The organism is Parahaliea aestuarii (assembly GCF_008064635.1).
Lineage (GTDB): Bacteria > Pseudomonadota > Gammaproteobacteria > Pseudomonadales > Halieaceae > Parahaliea > Parahaliea aestuarii.
The window spans coordinates 403,327-420,537 of sequence record NZ_VRYZ01000004.1; the positions used below are offsets into that span (position 1 = coordinate 403,327).

At 63.3% G+C, this 17,211-nt stretch carries 13 protein-coding genes; 4 read left to right on the top strand and 9 right to left on the bottom strand.

What is annotated here, in order from left to right; all coding sequences use genetic code 11:
• Window positions 1-22 precede the first annotated feature (22 nt).
• The 8 genes from FVW59_RS11290 to FVW59_RS11325 form a co-directional block, all read right to left on the bottom strand.
• Window positions 23-2,710 carry a TonB-dependent receptor gene (locus tag FVW59_RS11290; protein WP_148064426.1) on the bottom strand — a complete coding sequence of 896 codons (2,688 nt, stop codon included), beginning with the start codon at window positions 2,708-2,710 and terminating at the stop codon, window positions 23-25.
• A 336-nt stretch (window positions 2,711-3,046) separates the two neighbouring features.
• A complete protein-coding gene (locus FVW59_RS11295) occupies window positions 3,047-4,087 on the bottom strand; it encodes a LacI family DNA-binding transcriptional regulator (protein ID WP_222711478.1) in 1,041 nt (346 codons plus the stop codon).
• Between the two features lie 22 nt (window positions 4,088-4,109).
• Entirely contained in the window at window positions 4,110-5,546 is a 1,437-nt protein-coding gene (locus FVW59_RS11300; protein WP_246139711.1) for a glycoside hydrolase family 28 protein, read from the bottom strand.
• A gap of 26 nt (window positions 5,547-5,572) precedes the next feature.
• Entirely contained in the window at window positions 5,573-6,538 is a 966-nt protein-coding gene (locus FVW59_RS11305) for a sugar kinase (protein ID WP_148064428.1), read from the bottom strand.
• Entirely contained in the window at window positions 6,535-7,830 is a 1,296-nt protein-coding gene (locus FVW59_RS11310; protein ID WP_425468402.1) for a TRAP transporter large permease, read from the bottom strand. Before FVW59_RS11310 ends, FVW59_RS11305 begins: the two co-directional genes overlap by 4 nt.
• Window positions 7,831-7,832: 2 nt before the next feature.
• On the bottom strand, window positions 7,833-8,333 hold the full coding sequence (locus FVW59_RS11315; protein ID WP_342779700.1) for a TRAP transporter small permease: 501 nt from the start codon (window positions 8,331-8,333) through the stop codon (window positions 7,833-7,835).
• Window positions 8,334-8,335: 2 nt separating this feature from the next.
• Complete coding sequence (locus FVW59_RS11320; protein ID WP_148064430.1) at window positions 8,336-9,316, bottom strand: TRAP transporter substrate-binding protein; 981 nt, start codon at window positions 9,314-9,316, stop codon at window positions 8,336-8,338.
• A 162-nt stretch (window positions 9,317-9,478) separates the two neighbouring features.
• Window positions 9,479-11,248 (bottom strand): tetratricopeptide repeat-containing diguanylate cyclase, encoded by a 1,770-nt coding sequence (locus tag FVW59_RS11325; RefSeq protein WP_148064431.1) that lies wholly within the window; start codon window positions 11,246-11,248, stop codon window positions 9,479-9,481.
• A gap of 296 nt (window positions 11,249-11,544) precedes the next feature.
• On the opposite strand from FVW59_RS11325, the gene FVW59_RS11330 reads away from it, so the two are divergent.
• The 4 genes from FVW59_RS11330 (at window position 11,545) to FVW59_RS11345 (ending at window position 14,863) form a co-directional block, all read left to right on the top strand.
• Window positions 11,545-13,131, top strand: a complete 1,587-nt coding sequence (locus FVW59_RS11330; RefSeq protein ID WP_148064432.1) for an EAL domain-containing protein — start codon at window positions 11,545-11,547, stop codon at window positions 13,129-13,131.
• 90 nt (window positions 13,132-13,221) lie between these two features.
• On the top strand, window positions 13,222-13,905 hold the full coding sequence (locus FVW59_RS11335) for an OmpA family protein (protein WP_187275853.1): 684 nt from the start codon (window positions 13,222-13,224) through the stop codon (window positions 13,903-13,905).
• 92 nt (window positions 13,906-13,997) lie between these two features.
• Window positions 13,998-14,450 (top strand): nuclear transport factor 2 family protein, encoded by a 453-nt coding sequence (locus FVW59_RS11340; RefSeq protein WP_148064434.1) that lies wholly within the window; start codon window positions 13,998-14,000, stop codon window positions 14,448-14,450.
• 41 nt (window positions 14,451-14,491) lie between these two features.
• Window positions 14,492-14,863, top strand: coding sequence for a nuclear transport factor 2 family protein (locus FVW59_RS11345; RefSeq protein ID WP_148064435.1), 372 nt, complete (start codon window positions 14,492-14,494; stop codon window positions 14,861-14,863).
• Window positions 14,864-14,919: 56 nt separating this feature from the next.
• Here the strand turns inward: FVW59_RS11345 and FVW59_RS11350 are convergent, their stop codons facing one another.
• A complete protein-coding gene (locus FVW59_RS11350) occupies window positions 14,920-17,169 on the bottom strand; it encodes a TonB-dependent receptor (RefSeq protein ID WP_187275854.1) in 2,250 nt (749 codons plus the stop codon).
• Window positions 17,170-17,211 lie beyond the last annotated feature (42 nt).

Here is a 17,211-nt window from a genome sequence, read left to right on the forward strand (position 1 = left end):
CGGACCACGCCCCTGGTACCTGTTACAGCTTCCAGCGGAAACCCAGGAAGTAGTTGCGGCCAGTGTGGTGATACACATAGCTGAGCGAGTTGCCGCCCGCCAGGTGACGCTGGTCGAAGAACTCATCGGTGATATTGATCACCTCGAAAGTCAGCTGCAGATTCTCGTTCCAGTTGTAGGAGGAGGAGAAATCAACCTGGGTTGCCTCTTCCACCACTTCGTCCGGGAAGTCGATCAGGAAGTCGTCGCGGTAGTTGACTGACATCCGCGCAGCGAACTTGTCGTCCTCATAGTAGAGGGTTGCGTTGTAGTTGTTCTCGCTGGTCTGCACCAGCGGGCCCAGATCCTTCGGCTCACCCGGCGCTGCGTAGTCCACTTCCGAGTCCACGTAGGTGTAGTTACCCGCAAAGCCGGTGTTGGCCAGGATGCCCGGCAGGAAGGTAAAGGGCATCTGGAAAATCAGCTCGACACCGGAAAGCTCGCCGCCGTTACCATTTTCATTGCGGGTGACCCTGAAGGGCGTATCGCACTCCCCCTGAATGGGAGAGGCATCCAGCAGGCTGCAGGGCAGGCCCAGGCTGCTGAAGGGAATGCCGTCTTCCGATACCCGCGCCACGAAGGAATCGATGTCCTTGTAGAAATACCCGACCGAGAACAGGCCCTCGTCCATGAAATACCACTCCGCGGACAGGTCGTAGGCATCGGCCTGGAAGGGTTCCAGCTCCGGGTTGCCGAAGCTCAGGGTCGGCTCGCCGAACACGCCAATGGACCCGCCGGGGGTCAGGTTGCTCAACCCGGGCCGCGCCATGACCTGGGCCCAGGAGGCGCGCACCACAAAGGTATCGCTGATCTCCAGCGCAGTGTTGATGGCCGGCAGGATGTCGTCGTATTCGGTATCCACGGTCACGGTTGAGCCGGAGAGAATACCGGTAGAGGCCAACTCGGTGTCGTAATAGCGCAGTCCGGCATTGGCACGCAGGTTCATGTTGCCAACCGGCACTTCGAAGTCCGCCTGCACGTAGTAGGCCGTGGTTTCCTCTTCGACGCTGCGAATGTCGCCGTCACGGGGAGTGGCCTCGATGTTGTACAGGTCCACCAGGGCTGCACCGGCATCGATGTTCGGTACAACCCAGGCCTTGTCGTTGCCGCCGGGCATATCCAGGCCGGAGCCAAAGCCCTTGAGCATGTCGGCCAGCTCCGGGGTGACCGGCACGTTGGCGCCCAGCACATCGGCGACCCTGCCGTCGCGGCGGCCTTCGGCCACATCAAAGGTGTATTTCTTGAAGGAGCCACCGGCCTTCATGGTCAGCCAGTTGTTCACCGTCCAGTCGAAATCCAGCTTGAAGTTGTCGAAGCTGTTGTCAACGAAGTTGGGGCGATCGCGGAACTCGGTGTATTCGAACTGCGAGGCGTCGGTCACGTCAAAGCCGTAATCCAGGCGCGGCAGATCCGGATCGGAATAGTCATAGCTGTAACCATCGGTGAAATTGTCGAAAATGATGGTGGTTTGCTGCGGGTTCTCGAACTCGGAGTCCGCGGTGCCGAACATGGCGTCCATACGCAGGTCGTCACTGAAGTAATGTGAGCCACTCAATACATACTGCGTGAACTTGGTTTCCAGTTCGTCGAGGCGGTTCTCAATGCGCACAAAGGTATTGTTGAAGGTGCCGGCCGTCATCACATTCCCGTTCAGGGTGTAATCGGCCACATCCATCACATCTTCTTCGTTGCGTATCAGCGCCTCCAGGAACTGCTCCTGGCGCGTACCCTCCAGGGTGCCGTACATGCCCTCGAAAACAATTTCGGTGCGGTCGGAGGGGCGCCACTGAATCGCGCCATTGATGCCGATCCGCTCCTGGTCGTGGGTCAGGCGGCCGTAACGTGGAATCCGCGGGTGAAAGGAGTCATTGACCGCGGCCACTTCGCCTGGCGAGCTACAGCCGGAGCAACTGCCCCAGTCGGCGTTTTGCCAGCGCACGGTAGATGCGCCCTCCTCATAGATTTCGCGCTCGGTATAGGCGCCGGCTATCAATACACCCAGCTTGCCGTCGGCGAAGATATTGCTGTACAAGCCGGCCACGCGGGGATCGACCTCTTCCACCAGGTCGTTGTACAACCCCTGCATGTTCAGTGCCGCCGCCTGACCGTCGTAGTCGAAGGGACGCGCGGTGCGCAGGTCGACCGTTGCGCCGAGGGAGCCTTCATCCACCCAGGCTTCCTGGGTTTTACGCACCACAATGCTGTTGAACAGCTCGGAGGCAAAAATATTAAAGTCAAACTGGCGGTCGCGGTTTACGCCGCCGGAACTGTCGGTGCCACCACCGGTGGACAGCCCTTCCATGCCGTTGACCCGCACCCTGGTGAACTGGGGGCCGAGACCGCGCACGGTGATATTGCGACCCTCACCCGCCTCGCGACGGATGGACACGCCGGGAATCCGCTGCAGGGATTCGGCCAGGTTGAGGTCGGGGAATTTGGCGATGTCTTCGGCGACGATGGCGTCGACGGCGCCGACCGCGTCGCGCTTCATGTCCAGGGACTGCTTCAGGCTCTGGCGATAGCCGGTAACGACGATCTCTTCCAGTACCTGGCCCGACTCGGACTCACTGCTCTGGGCGAAAGCCGGCAGGGCAACTGCGGCCCCCAGCACATTCGCGGCAGCGACGCTCAACGCCAGGACATTACGCTTGAATACTCTTTGCTTGCTCATTGTAGGCACCTTTTACTTCTTTAAATTAGCGTTATATATGCCAAAGGCATTGTGCCGATGCGGTTGCGTGACCACACCTACACCGGCTCCGAATTCCGTAAGAAGAACGGACCTGATGCTCCACGACACCAGATGTGCTACCGGTGGCAGCTATATAAGCATTTTGTGCCACCGATGGCAACCCTTGCGCAAGAAAAAGTTACGGGCAAATGGTTTCAGAAGAAACTCGTTATTTTTCAGTGGCATAGCGTAGCCGCGGGGCAGGCAGAATGCCCCGTCAGCAGGCCGGAAAAGTTGCCGTCGCGAGCGTCGTTGCGCGCGACGGAATACGGAGAATCAGCCCCTGTCGGGGGCCGGGCCGCTGCTCTGGCGCAGTACCAGTTGCGGCGACAGTGCGGAGGGCAGTTCAGCGGCTTCGGCGCTACGCCCGGCAATACACGACAGCAGTTTTTGCACAGCCAACGCCGCCATGGTCTCGTTCTGGCGATGAAAGGTGGTCAGCGGCGGCACGATCTTCGAAGCCAGCGGACTGTCATCGTAACCTGCTACCGACAGTTGCTGCGGCACCTTGATGTCCAGGGTCCAGGCGGCGTGTATCACCCCCGCAGCCATCTCGTCATTGCTGGCGAAAATGGCGGTTGGCCGCTGCCTGCGGGTCAACAGGCGATGGCCGAGCTCGATGCCGGACTCGTAACTGAAATCCCCTTCCACGATATTGGCCGCGGGCAGGCTGCCGCCGAGCGCTTCCAGACCATTGCGGAAGCCTTCCAGCCGCACCTCGGTGGCAAGGCGGTACTTGGGGCCGGTGATAATGGCGATCTCCCGGTGGCCCAGCTCCACAAAGTGGCGGGCCAGGTCGGCCATCACGGCGCCATCATCAGACACCACCATACGTTCGGGCCGGTCCACGGGCACCGCCGCCAGGCGCACATAGTGAAAGCCCTCGGCGTCCAGCGCCGCCGCCAGCTTGTCGTTGGCGGACAGGGGCGGCAGAATCACCACCCCGTCGAGCTTGGAGCGGGTAATGAATTTCTTCACTCCAGCCACCAGGGTGCGGGCGCGGTGATCGCAGGGGTGGACCACCAGTTCATAGCCCTGGTCGACACACACACTGAGAATGCCGCGCTGCACCGCGTGGATGAACAGGGCATTGGGATCGTCGTAAAGCAGGCCAAGCATGTAGGAACGGCTGGACGCCAGCCCCCGGGCCTGGGGGCTGGGCACGTACTTGAGCTGCTTGATGACTTTCTGAATCAGCTCCCGGGTCTGCTGGTTTACCTTGGGCGACTCATTCAACACCCGCGACACCGTGCGCTTGGAAACGCCGGCGATACGGGCCACGTCATTGATGGTGGGACTGGTTGATTCTTTACTCAAATTCCGTACTCCCGAACCTTTCTCAGGCCGGCTGGCCTGTGGTGTTATGCCAGCTCTTTCCGTTGATTGATACATTGCGGGCCTGCAGCCCCTGCACGTGCTCCACAATGCCAGCACTCGCCGCGCGCCGCACCACTACATTCTCCAGACGCAGATTGCGTACCGGGTTGCGGGCGAAGCCGCGCACCTGGAATACCCGATCGGCCTCATCCACCCGCAGGTTACTCACCTGTACGTCGCGCACAAGGGGATCGAAATTGCCGGCATCGCCCTCCTCGTAGTGAAAGTTGATCACCAGTACATCTTTGACCCGACCGACCTGTATGTTGCGGTAGTGCAGGTGCTCCAGCACGCCGCCGCGCACGGAGTTGGTTTTGATGCGCAATGCACGCTCCAGTTCCGGGCTGTTCATTTCGCAGTCCTCCGCGTAGACATGGCGCACACCTCCGGAGATCTCGCTGCCGATGACGACCCCCCCGTGCCCCGCCGCCATATGGCAGCCGCGAATCAGGATGTCCTCCGAGGGGACGGCAATGCGCCGGCCGTCGGCATTGCGCCCCGATTTTATGGCAATACAGTCATCACCGGTATCGAAGCGGCAATTTTCTATCAATACCCTGCGGCAGGACTCTGGATTGCAACCGTCGGAGTTGGGCCCGTGGCTGGAGCAGGTCACTCCGCGCACTACCACATCCTCACTCAGCACCGGGTGAATCAGCCAGAAGGGTGCATTGCGAATCGTCACCCCTTCGACCAGTACTCGCTTGCAGCGGTAGAACTGCACCATCGGCGGACGCAGCCAGCTGCCCTCGCCATGGATGCGCTCTGCTACGGGCACCCCGGCCTCCGTCTGCCGTTCCAGCAGCGCCCGGGCCGGGGCCTGATCCTGTCCTGCCACCAGTTCCCAGTGCTGCTCACTGTGCGGCCCCTTCCAGGGCCACCAGGTGCGATCATCGGCGTTGCCCTGCAGGGTACCCAGGCCGGTGACCGCCACGTTTTCCTGGTCGCAGGCGTATATCAGGGGGGAGTAGTTCATCAACTCCATCCCTTCCCAGCGGGTAAATACCAGCGGCAGGTAACGCTCGGGGGCGGTGCTGAAGGACAGTTCGGCGCCCTCCAGCAGATGCAGATTGACATTGGACTTGAGGTGAACAGGGCCACAGGCAAAGGTCCCCGCCGGCACCACCACACGACCGCCGCCGGCGCTGTGACAGGCAGCGATGGCCCTGTCGATGGCGGCGCTGGCATCTGCACTGCCGCCGGCCTCGGCGCCGAAATCACGGATATCAAAATCGCGCTCCGGGAAGCTGGCAACGGCTATCTGTTCTGCGATGCGCCGGGCGCGCGCCCAGCCGTCGTCTTCACCCGCTGCGCGGCCGGCCGGGAGAAGCCCCGCCGCAGTGCCCACCACCAGCCCGGTGGCGCCCAGCGAGAGAAACTGTCGTCGCGATGTGGTCAATTCAATCTCCTCGGTACTGTACCCGCTCAGGGCGCATCGATATCCAGCATGAGCGGCATGCGTGACACCGGAATAATGGCGCCGCGCACCTGAATCACCCCGGCTGCCAGCCGGTGGCCCCAGACCGCCGCCTCCTGTAACGACATACCTCGCAGCCGTGCCGCCAGATAGCCAGCATTGAATGAATCACCAGCAGCCGTGGTATCCAGCGGCCGCGCCACTGGCTGCGCCGGCACCTGAAGGGTGTCACCCTCGCACCATACGCGGCAGCCCGCGCGCCCCTGCTTGAGCACGATTTCTCTGGCTCCCGCGCTGGCAATACGTTCAATCGTCGCTTCGGGAGAGGTATCGCCAAACAGGTCGCACTCATCCTCGAAGGTGGGAAGCACAATGTCGGCGTGTTCGCAGGCGCGGGTAAAGGCCGCCCGGGCGGCCGGGCGATCAGGCCAGCCCGCCGGTCGGAAATTGCCGTCGAAGCCCACTTTCACTCCCGCTGCGCGCACCTGCGCCAGCAGGGCATAAAGGCGCTCCCGCGCTGCGGCGTTGTAGAGAGACAGGCTGATACCGGAAAAATACACCAGGTCATAGTGCTTCAGGGCCTGCGCCAGGCTGTCTACGCGGCCGACATCATCAAACAGCTCGCGTGCCGGCGCGGCACTGCGCCAGTAACTGAAGTGGCGCTCGCCGTCCGGGTCGGTATCTATCATGTACAGGCCCGGCACCCGGCCGGGCAGGCGGTAGACCAGCTCGGTGCCCACGCCTTCAGCCTGCCAGCGCTTTATCATCCACTGGCTGTGACTGTCGTCGCCAAGGGCGGTGACGTAGTCCGCCGCGATGTCCAGGCGCGCCAGGTACACTGCCGTGTTCAGGGTGTCGCCGCCATACCCCAGGTTCATACTGCGAGCGGGGCCCGGCGCCGGCGCGCCGGACAGCTCCAGCATGCATTCGCCGATGGACGCAACGCGCGGTTTCTGCAGGTTTTCGTCAGTCATTCATAGAGTCCGAAAAAGCGCGGCAGCGCCTCGCTGAAGAAGGGCACGTAGGTTACCAGTAACAGGGCAACGAACATCGCTGCATACATCGGCATCAGCGGGCGGATGATTTTCGCGATGGAGGTGCGCGCGATGGCGCAGCTGACAAAGAGCACACTGCCCACCGGCGGCGTGCACAGGCCGATGGACAGATTGAGCACCATCATAATGCCGAAGTGCAGTGGCGACATGTCGAGCTGCACCGCCACCGGCAGGAAGATCGGGGTAAAAATCAGCACCGCCGGCGTCATGTCCATAAAGGAGCCGACCAATAGCAGCACCAGGTTGATCATCAGCAGAATCATCAGCGGGTTGTCGCTGAAGGCGAGCAGGGTCTCTGCCACCAGCACCGGCACATTCTGGAAGGCCAGCAACCACGACATGGCCATGGACGTGCCCACCAGCAACATGACGATGGCAGTGGTTTCGGTGGCCTTGAGCAGGATGCCCGGCAATTCCCGCACCGCCACTTCCCTATAAATAAGCACCGACAGGCCCAGGGCGTAGAGCACGGCAATGGCCCCCGCCTCAGTGGCGGTAAAGATGCCGCCGATGATGCCGCCAATCACCAGCACGATCAGGAACAGGCTGGGGGCCGCCGCCAGTGTATGGCCCAGGAACTCCCGGCCGCTGACCACGCCACCCGCCGGCATATTGCGGCGTTTTGCGTAGATGGCACACACCCCCATCAGGCACAGGGCAACCAGTACACCTGGCAGGTAACCGCCGACGAACAGGGCGGCAATGGACACCCCACCGCTGGCCACGGCGTACACGATCAGTATGTTGCTGGGCGGAATCAGCAGGCCGGTGGTCGCCGAGGTTGCGGTCAACGCCGCACTGAACTCGCGTTCGTACTTTTCCTCGTTCATCGCCGGCACCATAAAGCCGCCCACCGCCGAGGTGGCCGCCACGGCGGAGCCGGAAATAGCGCCGAACAGGGTGCAGGAGATCACGTTCACAAAGGCCAGCCCGCCGGGCACCATGCCTACCAGGCACTTGGCAAAATCAATCAGGCGACGGGCAATCCCCCCCTGCCCCATCAACAGGCCGGAAAGAATGAACAGGGGAATCGCCAGCAGGGCGAAACTGTTGATGCCCCCCGCCATGCGCTGGGCGATGGTGGTGAGGGCCGGGCCGGGGTCGATGGAAACCAGCATCGCCAGCATGGTCGCCAGGCCGATACAGAAGGCCACCGGCACACCGAGGGTGAGCAGGACAACAAAGGTCAGAACCAGTGCCAGTTCAACCATGATCAAGCCCTCCCGGTTCCGCTACTGCCGGCGCCGACGCAGTGCTCGCGCCAGGCCTGCACGCTGTGTTCCGCGGCATACAGGCAAACCAGGGCGCCGCTGAGCGGCACCACAGTGTAGACAAAGGCCATGGGGATGCCGAGGGCGGGAGAGATCTGGTTCAGCTCCCAGGTCATCGCCACCAGCTTGCTGCCGCCGACCACCATGACCGCCACCGCGAACACCACCACCACACTGTTCACCAGCAACTCCAGCAGAAAGGCCTTGCGACCCCTCAGGCTCTGAGCCAGCAGGTCTATCCCCAGGTGCATCTTCACCTTGTAGGCGTAGGCAGCACCCAGAATGCCGATCCACACCAGCAGGAAGCGCGCCAGCTCCTCGGTCCAGGAGCTCGGCACCGCCAGCAGATAGCGGGACAAAATCTGCCAGGTTACCGACACCACCAGCAGCGCCATCAGCGCCGCCAGCAGCACGCGAAACAATTTATCCAGCGTTACCAGCACGCCTACCTCCCCACCTGCGCAATCTGCGCTATCAGTTCACCCACCGCCGTCCCGGCGTAGCCCGCCTGCATGGCGGCCACCTGCTGCTGGAACTTGCGCTTGTCGGGGCGGATGATTTCCACCCCCGCAGCCTCCACCGCCGCCAGTGCGGCGTCACTGTCCGCCGCCCACAACTGGCGCTGGTAGGCCACCGAATCGTCCACTGCCCGCTGCAGCCACTGCTGTTGCTGCGCATTCAGCGCATTCCAGGCCACCGTGCCGATCAGCAGCAGGTCGGGCACCGCGGTATGCTCGTCCAGGGTGTAGTACTTGCAGATTTCATAGTGCCCGGACAGATAGAAGCTGGGAGGGTTGTTTTCCGCGCCGTCGACCACACCCTGCTGCAGGGCGGTGTACAGCTCGCCCCAGGCGATAGGCGTGGCGGCACCACCGAGGGCACCCACCATGCGCAGGGCGGTCTGGCTCTCCTGCACACGGATTTTCAGGCCATTGAGATCAGCCGGCTCGCGCACCGGCCGGTTGACCGTATAGAAGCTGCGGCTGCCGGCGTCGTAGTAGCCGAGCCCCTTGAGGCGTACCGGCAGCGGGGCATCCAGCAACTGCTGGCCAAGTTGCGAGTCCAGCACCTGCTGGTAGTGATCCTTGTCGCGAAACACATAGGGGATGTTGAACACCTGCATCTCGGGCACAAAACCCTCCAGCGGGCTGGCGGAGACCTTGGTCATTGCCAGGCTGCCGATTTGCAGCAACTCGATCAGTTCGCGCTCGTTGCCCAGCTGGCCGCCGGGGTAGAGTGCCACCCGCATGCTGCCACCGCTGTAGTGCTCGAGACGCTCGCCCAGGCGCAGCATTGCCTTGTGCACCGTGTGCCCGGTGTCGAGAGTGTGTGCCATGTGCAACACGACTACATCGTCCCGCACTCCGCAGGCGCTGAGGAAATTCAGGAGGGCGGCACTGAGCAGCGCCCGGATAAACTGCCACATTCGTTATTATTCCTGTCACCAGAGCGCAGCCGACTACAGGCATAGGCGCTCCATGTACGGGTTACGGCGGGCGATTGATTGCCGCACCGGTGTTGGCTCAGAATTTATGCCACCGGTAGCAGTCTATAGCAGGTATTTGGCCCTGACAAGCATCGGCCGTGATCAGGCAGTGCTGTACAACTGGTCTTTGCCGCTGGATTTGGCGCGGTACATGGCGCTGTCGGCTTTGGCATAGAGGCTGTCCGCATCGGCGCACCGGGCGCCGAAACTGGCCACGCCAATGCTGACCGTAATGCTCACTTCACCCCGGCCGGATATTTCGAAACGGTGCTCGCGCACCCGCTCCAGCAGACGCCGTGCCACCATGCGGGCGTTGCGCTCGCCGGTGCGCGGTAGCAGGCAGAGGAACTCCTCTCCCCCCACCCGGGCCAACTCGTCGCCCGGGCGCAACAGGCTGCTGCCAATGGCCGCTATTTCTTTCAGGATGCTGTCGCCGGCCGGGTGGCCATAGCGGTCGTTGACCTGCTTGAAGTCATCCACGTCCACCAACACGATGGAAAGCTCGCCGCGATCCATCGGCAATTCTGCACACAGCGCCTCCAGCCGCTGGAAGATAAAGCGGCGATTGTAAAGCCCGGTGAGGGAGTCGCGACTGGATATCTCGCGCAGGCGACGGGCACTGCGCACCTGCCAGGCGAGGAAGAACAGCACCACCGCGGTCACCCCGATCCAGAAAATCACCGTCCTGCGCTGCAGCTCATTGCTGCGACGCTGCTGCTCGAGTTCCAGCGCATCGATCCGCGCCGCCTCCTGCAGCCTGCCGATTTCATGGTCTTTGCGCACATTTTCCATTTCCACCCGCAGCGTCATCAGGCGCTCGGAGGCGCTCTCGCGCAGCAGGGCCACAATCCGCTCGTGGTAGTCGCGCAACAGTGTATAGGCGCTATCCATGTCGCCGAGCTCGGCGGCCACCTCGGCCTCGGCGAGGCCCACTTCCAGCTCCCAGTGGGTGCCCTTGAAGACCGGCAGGCGGTCGAAGACATCGCGGGCGGCGGCAATCGCCGCGGCGGCTTCCGTCGCCCTGCCGCCCCGGGCCAGGCACACCGCCTGCCGCTTGTAGAGTTCGGCCTTGAAGTCTTCCGGCGCACCCGCTTGCAGCGCCTCGGCGATGACGGGCAGGGCTTTGTCGCAATCCCCCATCTCCGCGTAGGTCATGCCCAGCCCGTAAAGCGCGGAAAAGCGTCCGTGCTCACTGTGATGCACCTCGGTGAGCTGGCGGTAGCGGCGAAACATCTCCAGCGCCTCCTGCCACTGTTTGGCATAGCGGTAGGAGATGGCAATCCCGTAGGTGGCCTCTGCCTCGTAGACCGAATAGCCAAGATCGGCGTAACTGGCCAGCGCCTTGCGATAGTGGGCGATGGATTGCTCGTACTCGCCCACATAGCCATAGACGGCGCCGTAGGACTCGTTGACGAGAGCGATCAGGAACACGTCCTGCACCATGACCGCCGCGTCGAAAGCGTCCTGCAAATGCGGAAAAGCCTGCTCGCTGTTACTGCTCATCCCCTGGGTGAAGCCCAGTTCCGCCAGGGCGAACACGTGGAGAAAGTGATCCCCGGCGCTCTCAGCCCAGTTTGCGACCTCCAGCATCAGTGCGGAGGACGCCTCGTAGTCGCCCTCACGGCGCACCCGCACCGCCTCCAGCACCTGTAGAAAGCGGTGCGTATGGGGCGCCGTTTCGTCGTCTACGGCCGCCAGGCCAGCGGCCACTGCCTGGTCGTACTCTTTGTTCAGATAGAGGTACTGCAGGGAGTGGGCCAGGCTCAGGTAGTAACGCGCCTGCACTGCATTGCTGGCCGCGTCTATGCGCGGCGCGAGCGCCTGCAGGCGGGTCCTGGCTGCCCAGGGATCGTGCCAGACCAGCTTGTCCATGGCCTGCAGCTGGGCGGCGATTTCCTCATCTGCCGAAGCGGATACCGCAGGTGCGCCCCATCCCGCCGCAGGCCACAGCGAGAGCGCAACAATACAGAGGATGTAGCGGAACTGGTGAATCGTGAACTCCGGACAACGGGACTACGGGACGGCGGGAGTGTACCACCGGCTTTGCGACAGGGTGCCGGCGCAGCTGTGACCGGCCTCCCACTTCTGCGCTTTGCACCCCGGGGCACGCCTGCCCCATTGTCCCGGACCGCCGTCGCGTCTAATGTAGGCACTGATTCAGCCACCGGATGCCACCCTTGGCCCCAGTACATCGCCCGGCCACCGCCCGCCGCGAACGCGCGGTTCTCATCGCCCTGCTGATCGCCATGGCCGGTGTTATCGCGCTGATAACCCTGCTCGGCTGGTATTTGTGGCGCGAATCGGTGGTGGCGGAAGAGCGGCGCCTGGGGACTCTCGCGGAACGGCTCGGACGCCAGGCCGAAGCGGCCCTGGTGGACGCCCGCAGCCTGCTGGAAATCCTCAACACCTCCACCCTGCCGCGCTGTTCACCGGAGCATATCGCCGCCCTGCAGAGCGCCGCCATCGCCAGGCCCTATATTCGCGCCATCGGCTACTGGCGGGCCGCCGAGCGACGCTGCGGTGCCGGGTTTGTCCAGGGCGCCGCCCTTACCCCGCCCTCCGCCAGTCGCATCTACGACAATGGTGTCGTGGCCTGGTGGCCGGGCCCGGATACCGCCGTGGGCGATGTCGAACTGTTCCTGATGCGCCTGGGTGACCACGATATAGCCATCGACCCGCGCCTGCTGCTGGACGCCGGCGCTGTCGCCGACCAGCAGGCGGGGCTGTGGGTCGAGGGGCTGCTGATGGTCAGCGTACCCGCCGCTGCCGACTTGCCGGCGCCGGAGACGCTGGCGCCGGGGCTCACTATCGAAGGGGGCAGTGACCGCATTCTGGCGCGCTTTTCCCTCGATACGGTATTCCCGATGGACGTGGTAGCCGTTCAGCCATCGCGCCAGTTCGTGCAGCGCTACCTGCCCTCGCTGGCCACCGCTTCCCTGCTCGGCCTGGCGCTGGTGGTGCTGTGGATACTGGTGGTGCTGCGGGTCTCCCGCCGTCGCCTGAGCCTCAGTGCAGAGTTGCGCAGCGCCATCGACAGCGGTGCCATCGACGTGGTGTACCAGCCGATCGTCGACCTGCAGAGCGGCCGCTGCGTGGGCGCCGAAGCCCTGGCTCGCTGGCAGCGCGCGGGTGGCGAAACCATCAGCCCCGAGGTGTTCATTCCCCTGGCCGAATCCGGGCGCATGATTACCGACCTCACCCTGATCCTGCTGGAGCGTGTGGCGAGCGACCTGGGTGCACTGCTGAGAGAGCGCCCGAACTTCACCGTCAATATCAACCTGTCTCCCCAGGACCTGGAAGACGCGCGCCTGCCCCAGAGCCTGGACCGGGTGCTCACCGGCGCCGGGCTGCCGGCCTCCGCCCTCAAACTGGAGATCACCGAGCGCGCCCTGGTCGACAGCGACACGTCGCGCCAGCTACTGGCGGAACTGCGCCGCCGCGGCCATCAACTGGCGGTGGACGACTTCGGCACCGGGTATTCCAGTCTCTCCTACCTGGAGAGCTTCGAGCTGGACACCCTGAAGCTGGACAAGGCCTTTGTCGACGCCATCGAGACCCACGCCGTCACCAGTTCGGTCATCGTTCACATCATCGAGATGGCCCACTCGCTGCAACTGAACATGGTCGCCGAAGGCATCGAGTCGGAGCACCAGGCCCGCTGGCTGGCGGCCAATGGCGTACAACTGGGCCAGGGCTACCTCTACAGTCGCCCGCTGCCGGCCCGGGCCTTCCGGCGCTATTTGAAAGGCCACTGAATCGGTGCTGTCAGTGGATCATGCGCGCTTGCACTCGCCGCGGACTTTTGGCGTAGAATGGCGCCGATTACCACCCACAGGACGCTCTGCTTGCCCGCCCCTATCGCCCGCTCAACCCCCTTTATTGCCGCCGCTTTGTTACTGGCCGTCGCCGGCTGTAGCCAAATCCCGTCCTCCGGCAACCCTGCACCGCCCCCCCCCGCACCGCCGCAGACCGCGGCCCCGGCACTCAATCAGGCCAACAGCGATGCCGAGGTCGAGAACCAGTTGGCCCTTGCCACCTCGCGCCACGGCAACGCCCTGCCGGCAGACTCGGTGGGTTACTACCTGGACGTGCAGGCGGCCAGACTACAGTCGATCTATCCCGGCGGCGTCCAGATCCAGCGCCAGCCCGATCACATCCGCCTCACTCTGCCCGACGGCGGCAGCTTTGACACCGGCAGTAGCCGCCTCGATCCCGGCATTCACGGGACGCTGGACGCGCTGGCGGCGCTGTTGCGGGAGTACGACCAGAGCCTGGTGCTGATCGCCGGTCACAGCGACAACCAGGGCGACGCCGGCTTCAACCTGCAATTGTCGCGGGAGCGGGCCATGGCCGTGGGCCGTTACCTCAACCAGCGGGGCATTGAATCCGGCCGCATCGTCGTGCGCGGCTTTGGTGACAGCCGGCCCGTGGCAGACAATGCGACCCCCGAGGGACGCAGCGCCAACCGTCGTATCGAGCTGGAACTGTGGCCGCTGACCGCTCCCGCTGTCGCGGCGAGTACGTCATAACGACCCCCTCACGGTTTTTTTCCGCCGCGGCCCTTGCCAGCACAGGAGGCCCTTGCCAGTCTGGGCGGATAGCCATCCGTGGAGCCGCCGGCATGAACCTGGATACCCTGCTCGCTGAACGCGCCATCTATCGCGCCCTGGTGCAATTCGCCCGCGCCATGGACGAGCGCGACTGGAACGCCCTGATCGCCCTCACCACCGAAGACATCGGCGCCGACCTCGGCGCCGGAACACTCAACGGCCGCGCTGCACTGGTGGCCAACATGCGCTCCTTCCTCGACGATTGCGGCCCCACCCAGCACCTGCTGGGCAACGTACTGATCGAGGTCGACGGCGAGCGCGCCAGCAGCCGCGCCTATGTCAGCGATATGCACCTGGGCCGGGGCGAGCGCGCCCATCTCACCTTCTCCACCCTCGGCGACTACCACGACCAGTGGCAGTTGCAGGACGGGCAGTGGCGCATGTGCCACCGCCGCAAGCTCAACCGCGCCCATATCGGCGATATCAGCGTGTTGGGCAGCGGCCCGGCGGACTGGAACCGCTAGCCCAGCCGCAATCCATTTATTCTGGCAAGAAGAGGCAAACCATGTCCGAAGCACTGATGCAACGCTACTACCAGACCTATAACAGCGAGGATGCCGAGGCACTGTCGGCTTTTTATCACCCCGAGGTAGAGCTGCACTCCGCGGAAGGCGTGATGCGCGGGCGCGAGCAAGTTCTGGCCACCTACCGCTATCTGGTCGGCCTGTTTGAAGACAGGATGCATCCCACCCGGGTTGTCATGGAGGGAAATACCGCGGTGGTCGACATCACTGACGAACTGACCGCGCGCGACAGTATCGAGGATTTCATTGGCGCCAGCCTGGCGGCCGGCGAAACCCTGACCCTGTTACTCAGAGGGCGCTACCGGATCGAGAACGGCCAGTTCCGCCATATCATGATCGAGGCGCTGGCCTGAGCGTATAACAGAAAACGGGCGCAAAGCGCCCGTTTTCCAGCCATACGGCAACTCGCTCAGCTGCCGAAGTCGTAGCGCACATCCACGCCCCACACCCGGGTATTTCCCCAACTGTTGGCGAACAGGCCGTCCGGGGGGTTAATGCCAAAGGTCTTCACGTCGAAACCGCCGGTGCGGTATTCCTCATCCTCCAGGTTCTTGCCCCACAGGGACAGGGAGAAACCACTGCCGAACAGTTCGCTCAACTCAACCCGCGCATCCAGCAGGCTGTAGCTCTCCCCTTCAATTAACGGTGAGGGCTGCACCTGGAAGTACTGGTCGTCGACGTAGGCGTAGTCGATCCGGATCAGCAGATTGGCGAAATCGCCTAGCTGCCTGTTGTAGCGGGCCGTCACGCTGGAGGTCCACTCCGGCGCCAGCTGGAAATGGTACTGATCGGAGACGTCGATCGGCTGCAGCGTCGCCAGGTCCTGGCTTTCGTAGGTGTCGTACTCCGGGTCCAGCCAGCCGAGAGTGGCAGACAACTGCAGACCATCGGTGATAACCGCGGTCGCCTCCATCTCTACCCCCATCATGGTGGCGGAAGCGGCATTCTCGATACGGCTGAGGAAGGTGAAGTTGACCGGATCGAGACTGTTCACCTGCACCTGCCAGTCATCCAGCTCCTGGTAGAAGGCGGCGATGTTGGTGCGCAGGCGGTTGTCGAAGAAGTCCGCCTTGAAGCCGAGTTCCACCGCCTGGATTTCGGCGTCGTCATACTGGGAGAAGTCCGCCACCGTCGTCGCGCGACCATTCAGGCCGCCGCTCTTGAACCCCACCGAGTAGCTGCCGTAGACCAGCAGTTCATCCATCGGCGCGTAGCTCACCGTCACCCGCGGTGAGAAGTTGTCGGTGTCGAAGGTATTGGTGGGCGCCAGCTCGCTGACCGGCAGGGTGGCGCCGGTGGGCGGGAAGAACAGACTGGAGTCCACGGTCTTTTCCTCCTCGGTGTAACGCCCGCCCAGCGAGGCCTTCCAGCGCTCGTTGAAGTGGTAGGTGGCCTCCGCGTACACCGCCCAGGTGTCGGTCTCGGTATCCAGCGAAATCACCGTGTTGGGCACCGGCGAGGCGAACTGCTGCTGCAGTACATAGCTGCCCTCGTCGGCGCTCAGGAAGATCCCCGACACAATCTGCAGGTCGCCGTTCAGGGCCGAACCGAGGAACTGGAACTCCTGGGTCAGCAGTTCGTAGTCCTGGTCCAGCGGACCGGAGATGAAGTAGTAGGGCATGGAGGTGCGGAAGCTGCTGAGCTGGGTGCGGCGCTGCCCGGTCAACGACTTGATCACCAGATCGTCGATGGGGCCGATATCGCCCAGGGTGAAGTTCAGGGTCAGGCCGTTGAATTTCTGGTCGAACTGGTCGTAGACCTCTTCCACAGTGGTCACTTCGCGATCCAGGCCCGGGTCACTGGTGGCAGAAATCCCGGGGAATACCACCTCAAGTCCGGCTTCTACCAGCGTCGGCTGCCAGCCGTTGGGCGTCTGGTCGGCGTCGAACCAGTCGAACACATAGTCGGCACTGAACCAGTCGGTGACATCGGCCGCCAGCGCCAGGCGGGCGGTTTTATAGTCCTTGTCGTTGAGATCGGAGAAGCTGGTGTTCTCGATCAGGCCGTCACGCTGCTGCTGGCCGTAGCTAAGGCGGGCGGCGAAGCCATCCATCATCGGCACGTTGACGCTGAACTTGCCGCCGCGCAGGTTATCGCTACCCAGATTGCCCACCACGTAGCCTTCCAGCTCGTCGTGCGGACGCACGGTGGTGATATTGATCGCACCGCCGGCGGTGTTCTTGCCGAACAGGGTGCCCTGGGGGCCGCGCAGGATTTCAATCTGCTGGATATCGATCAGGTCGAAGAAAGCACCCTGCATGCGCGAGATGTAAAAGCCGTCGACGTAGGTACCCACCATGGGTTCTTCGGTAATTATGTCGTCGGTGCGGCACATGCCGCGCAGGCAGGCGGCGAGGCTGCTGTCACCGCCGGCGCCGCGCTGCAGTTGCAGGTTCGGCGTAGTGGTGGAAATTGTCGTGAGCGTTTCCAGGCCCAGCTCGCGCAAAGTGTTCTGGGAGTAGGCGGTGACAGCGATCGGGGTCTGTTGCAGGCTCTCCTCGACCTTGCGCGCAGTAACCACCACTTCCTCCAGCGCGCCCTGTGCGAAAGCGATGGGCGAGGTCGCCGATGCCAGCACCAGTGTCGCTACGGCGCTCCGGCGGCTGCGATCCGCGGTGCGAAACCGGAATGTGTCCTTTGCAATGAACGTGCTTTGCATGTCCCACCTCTCTGTAATCTTTATGTTATATCGCGGGGATGT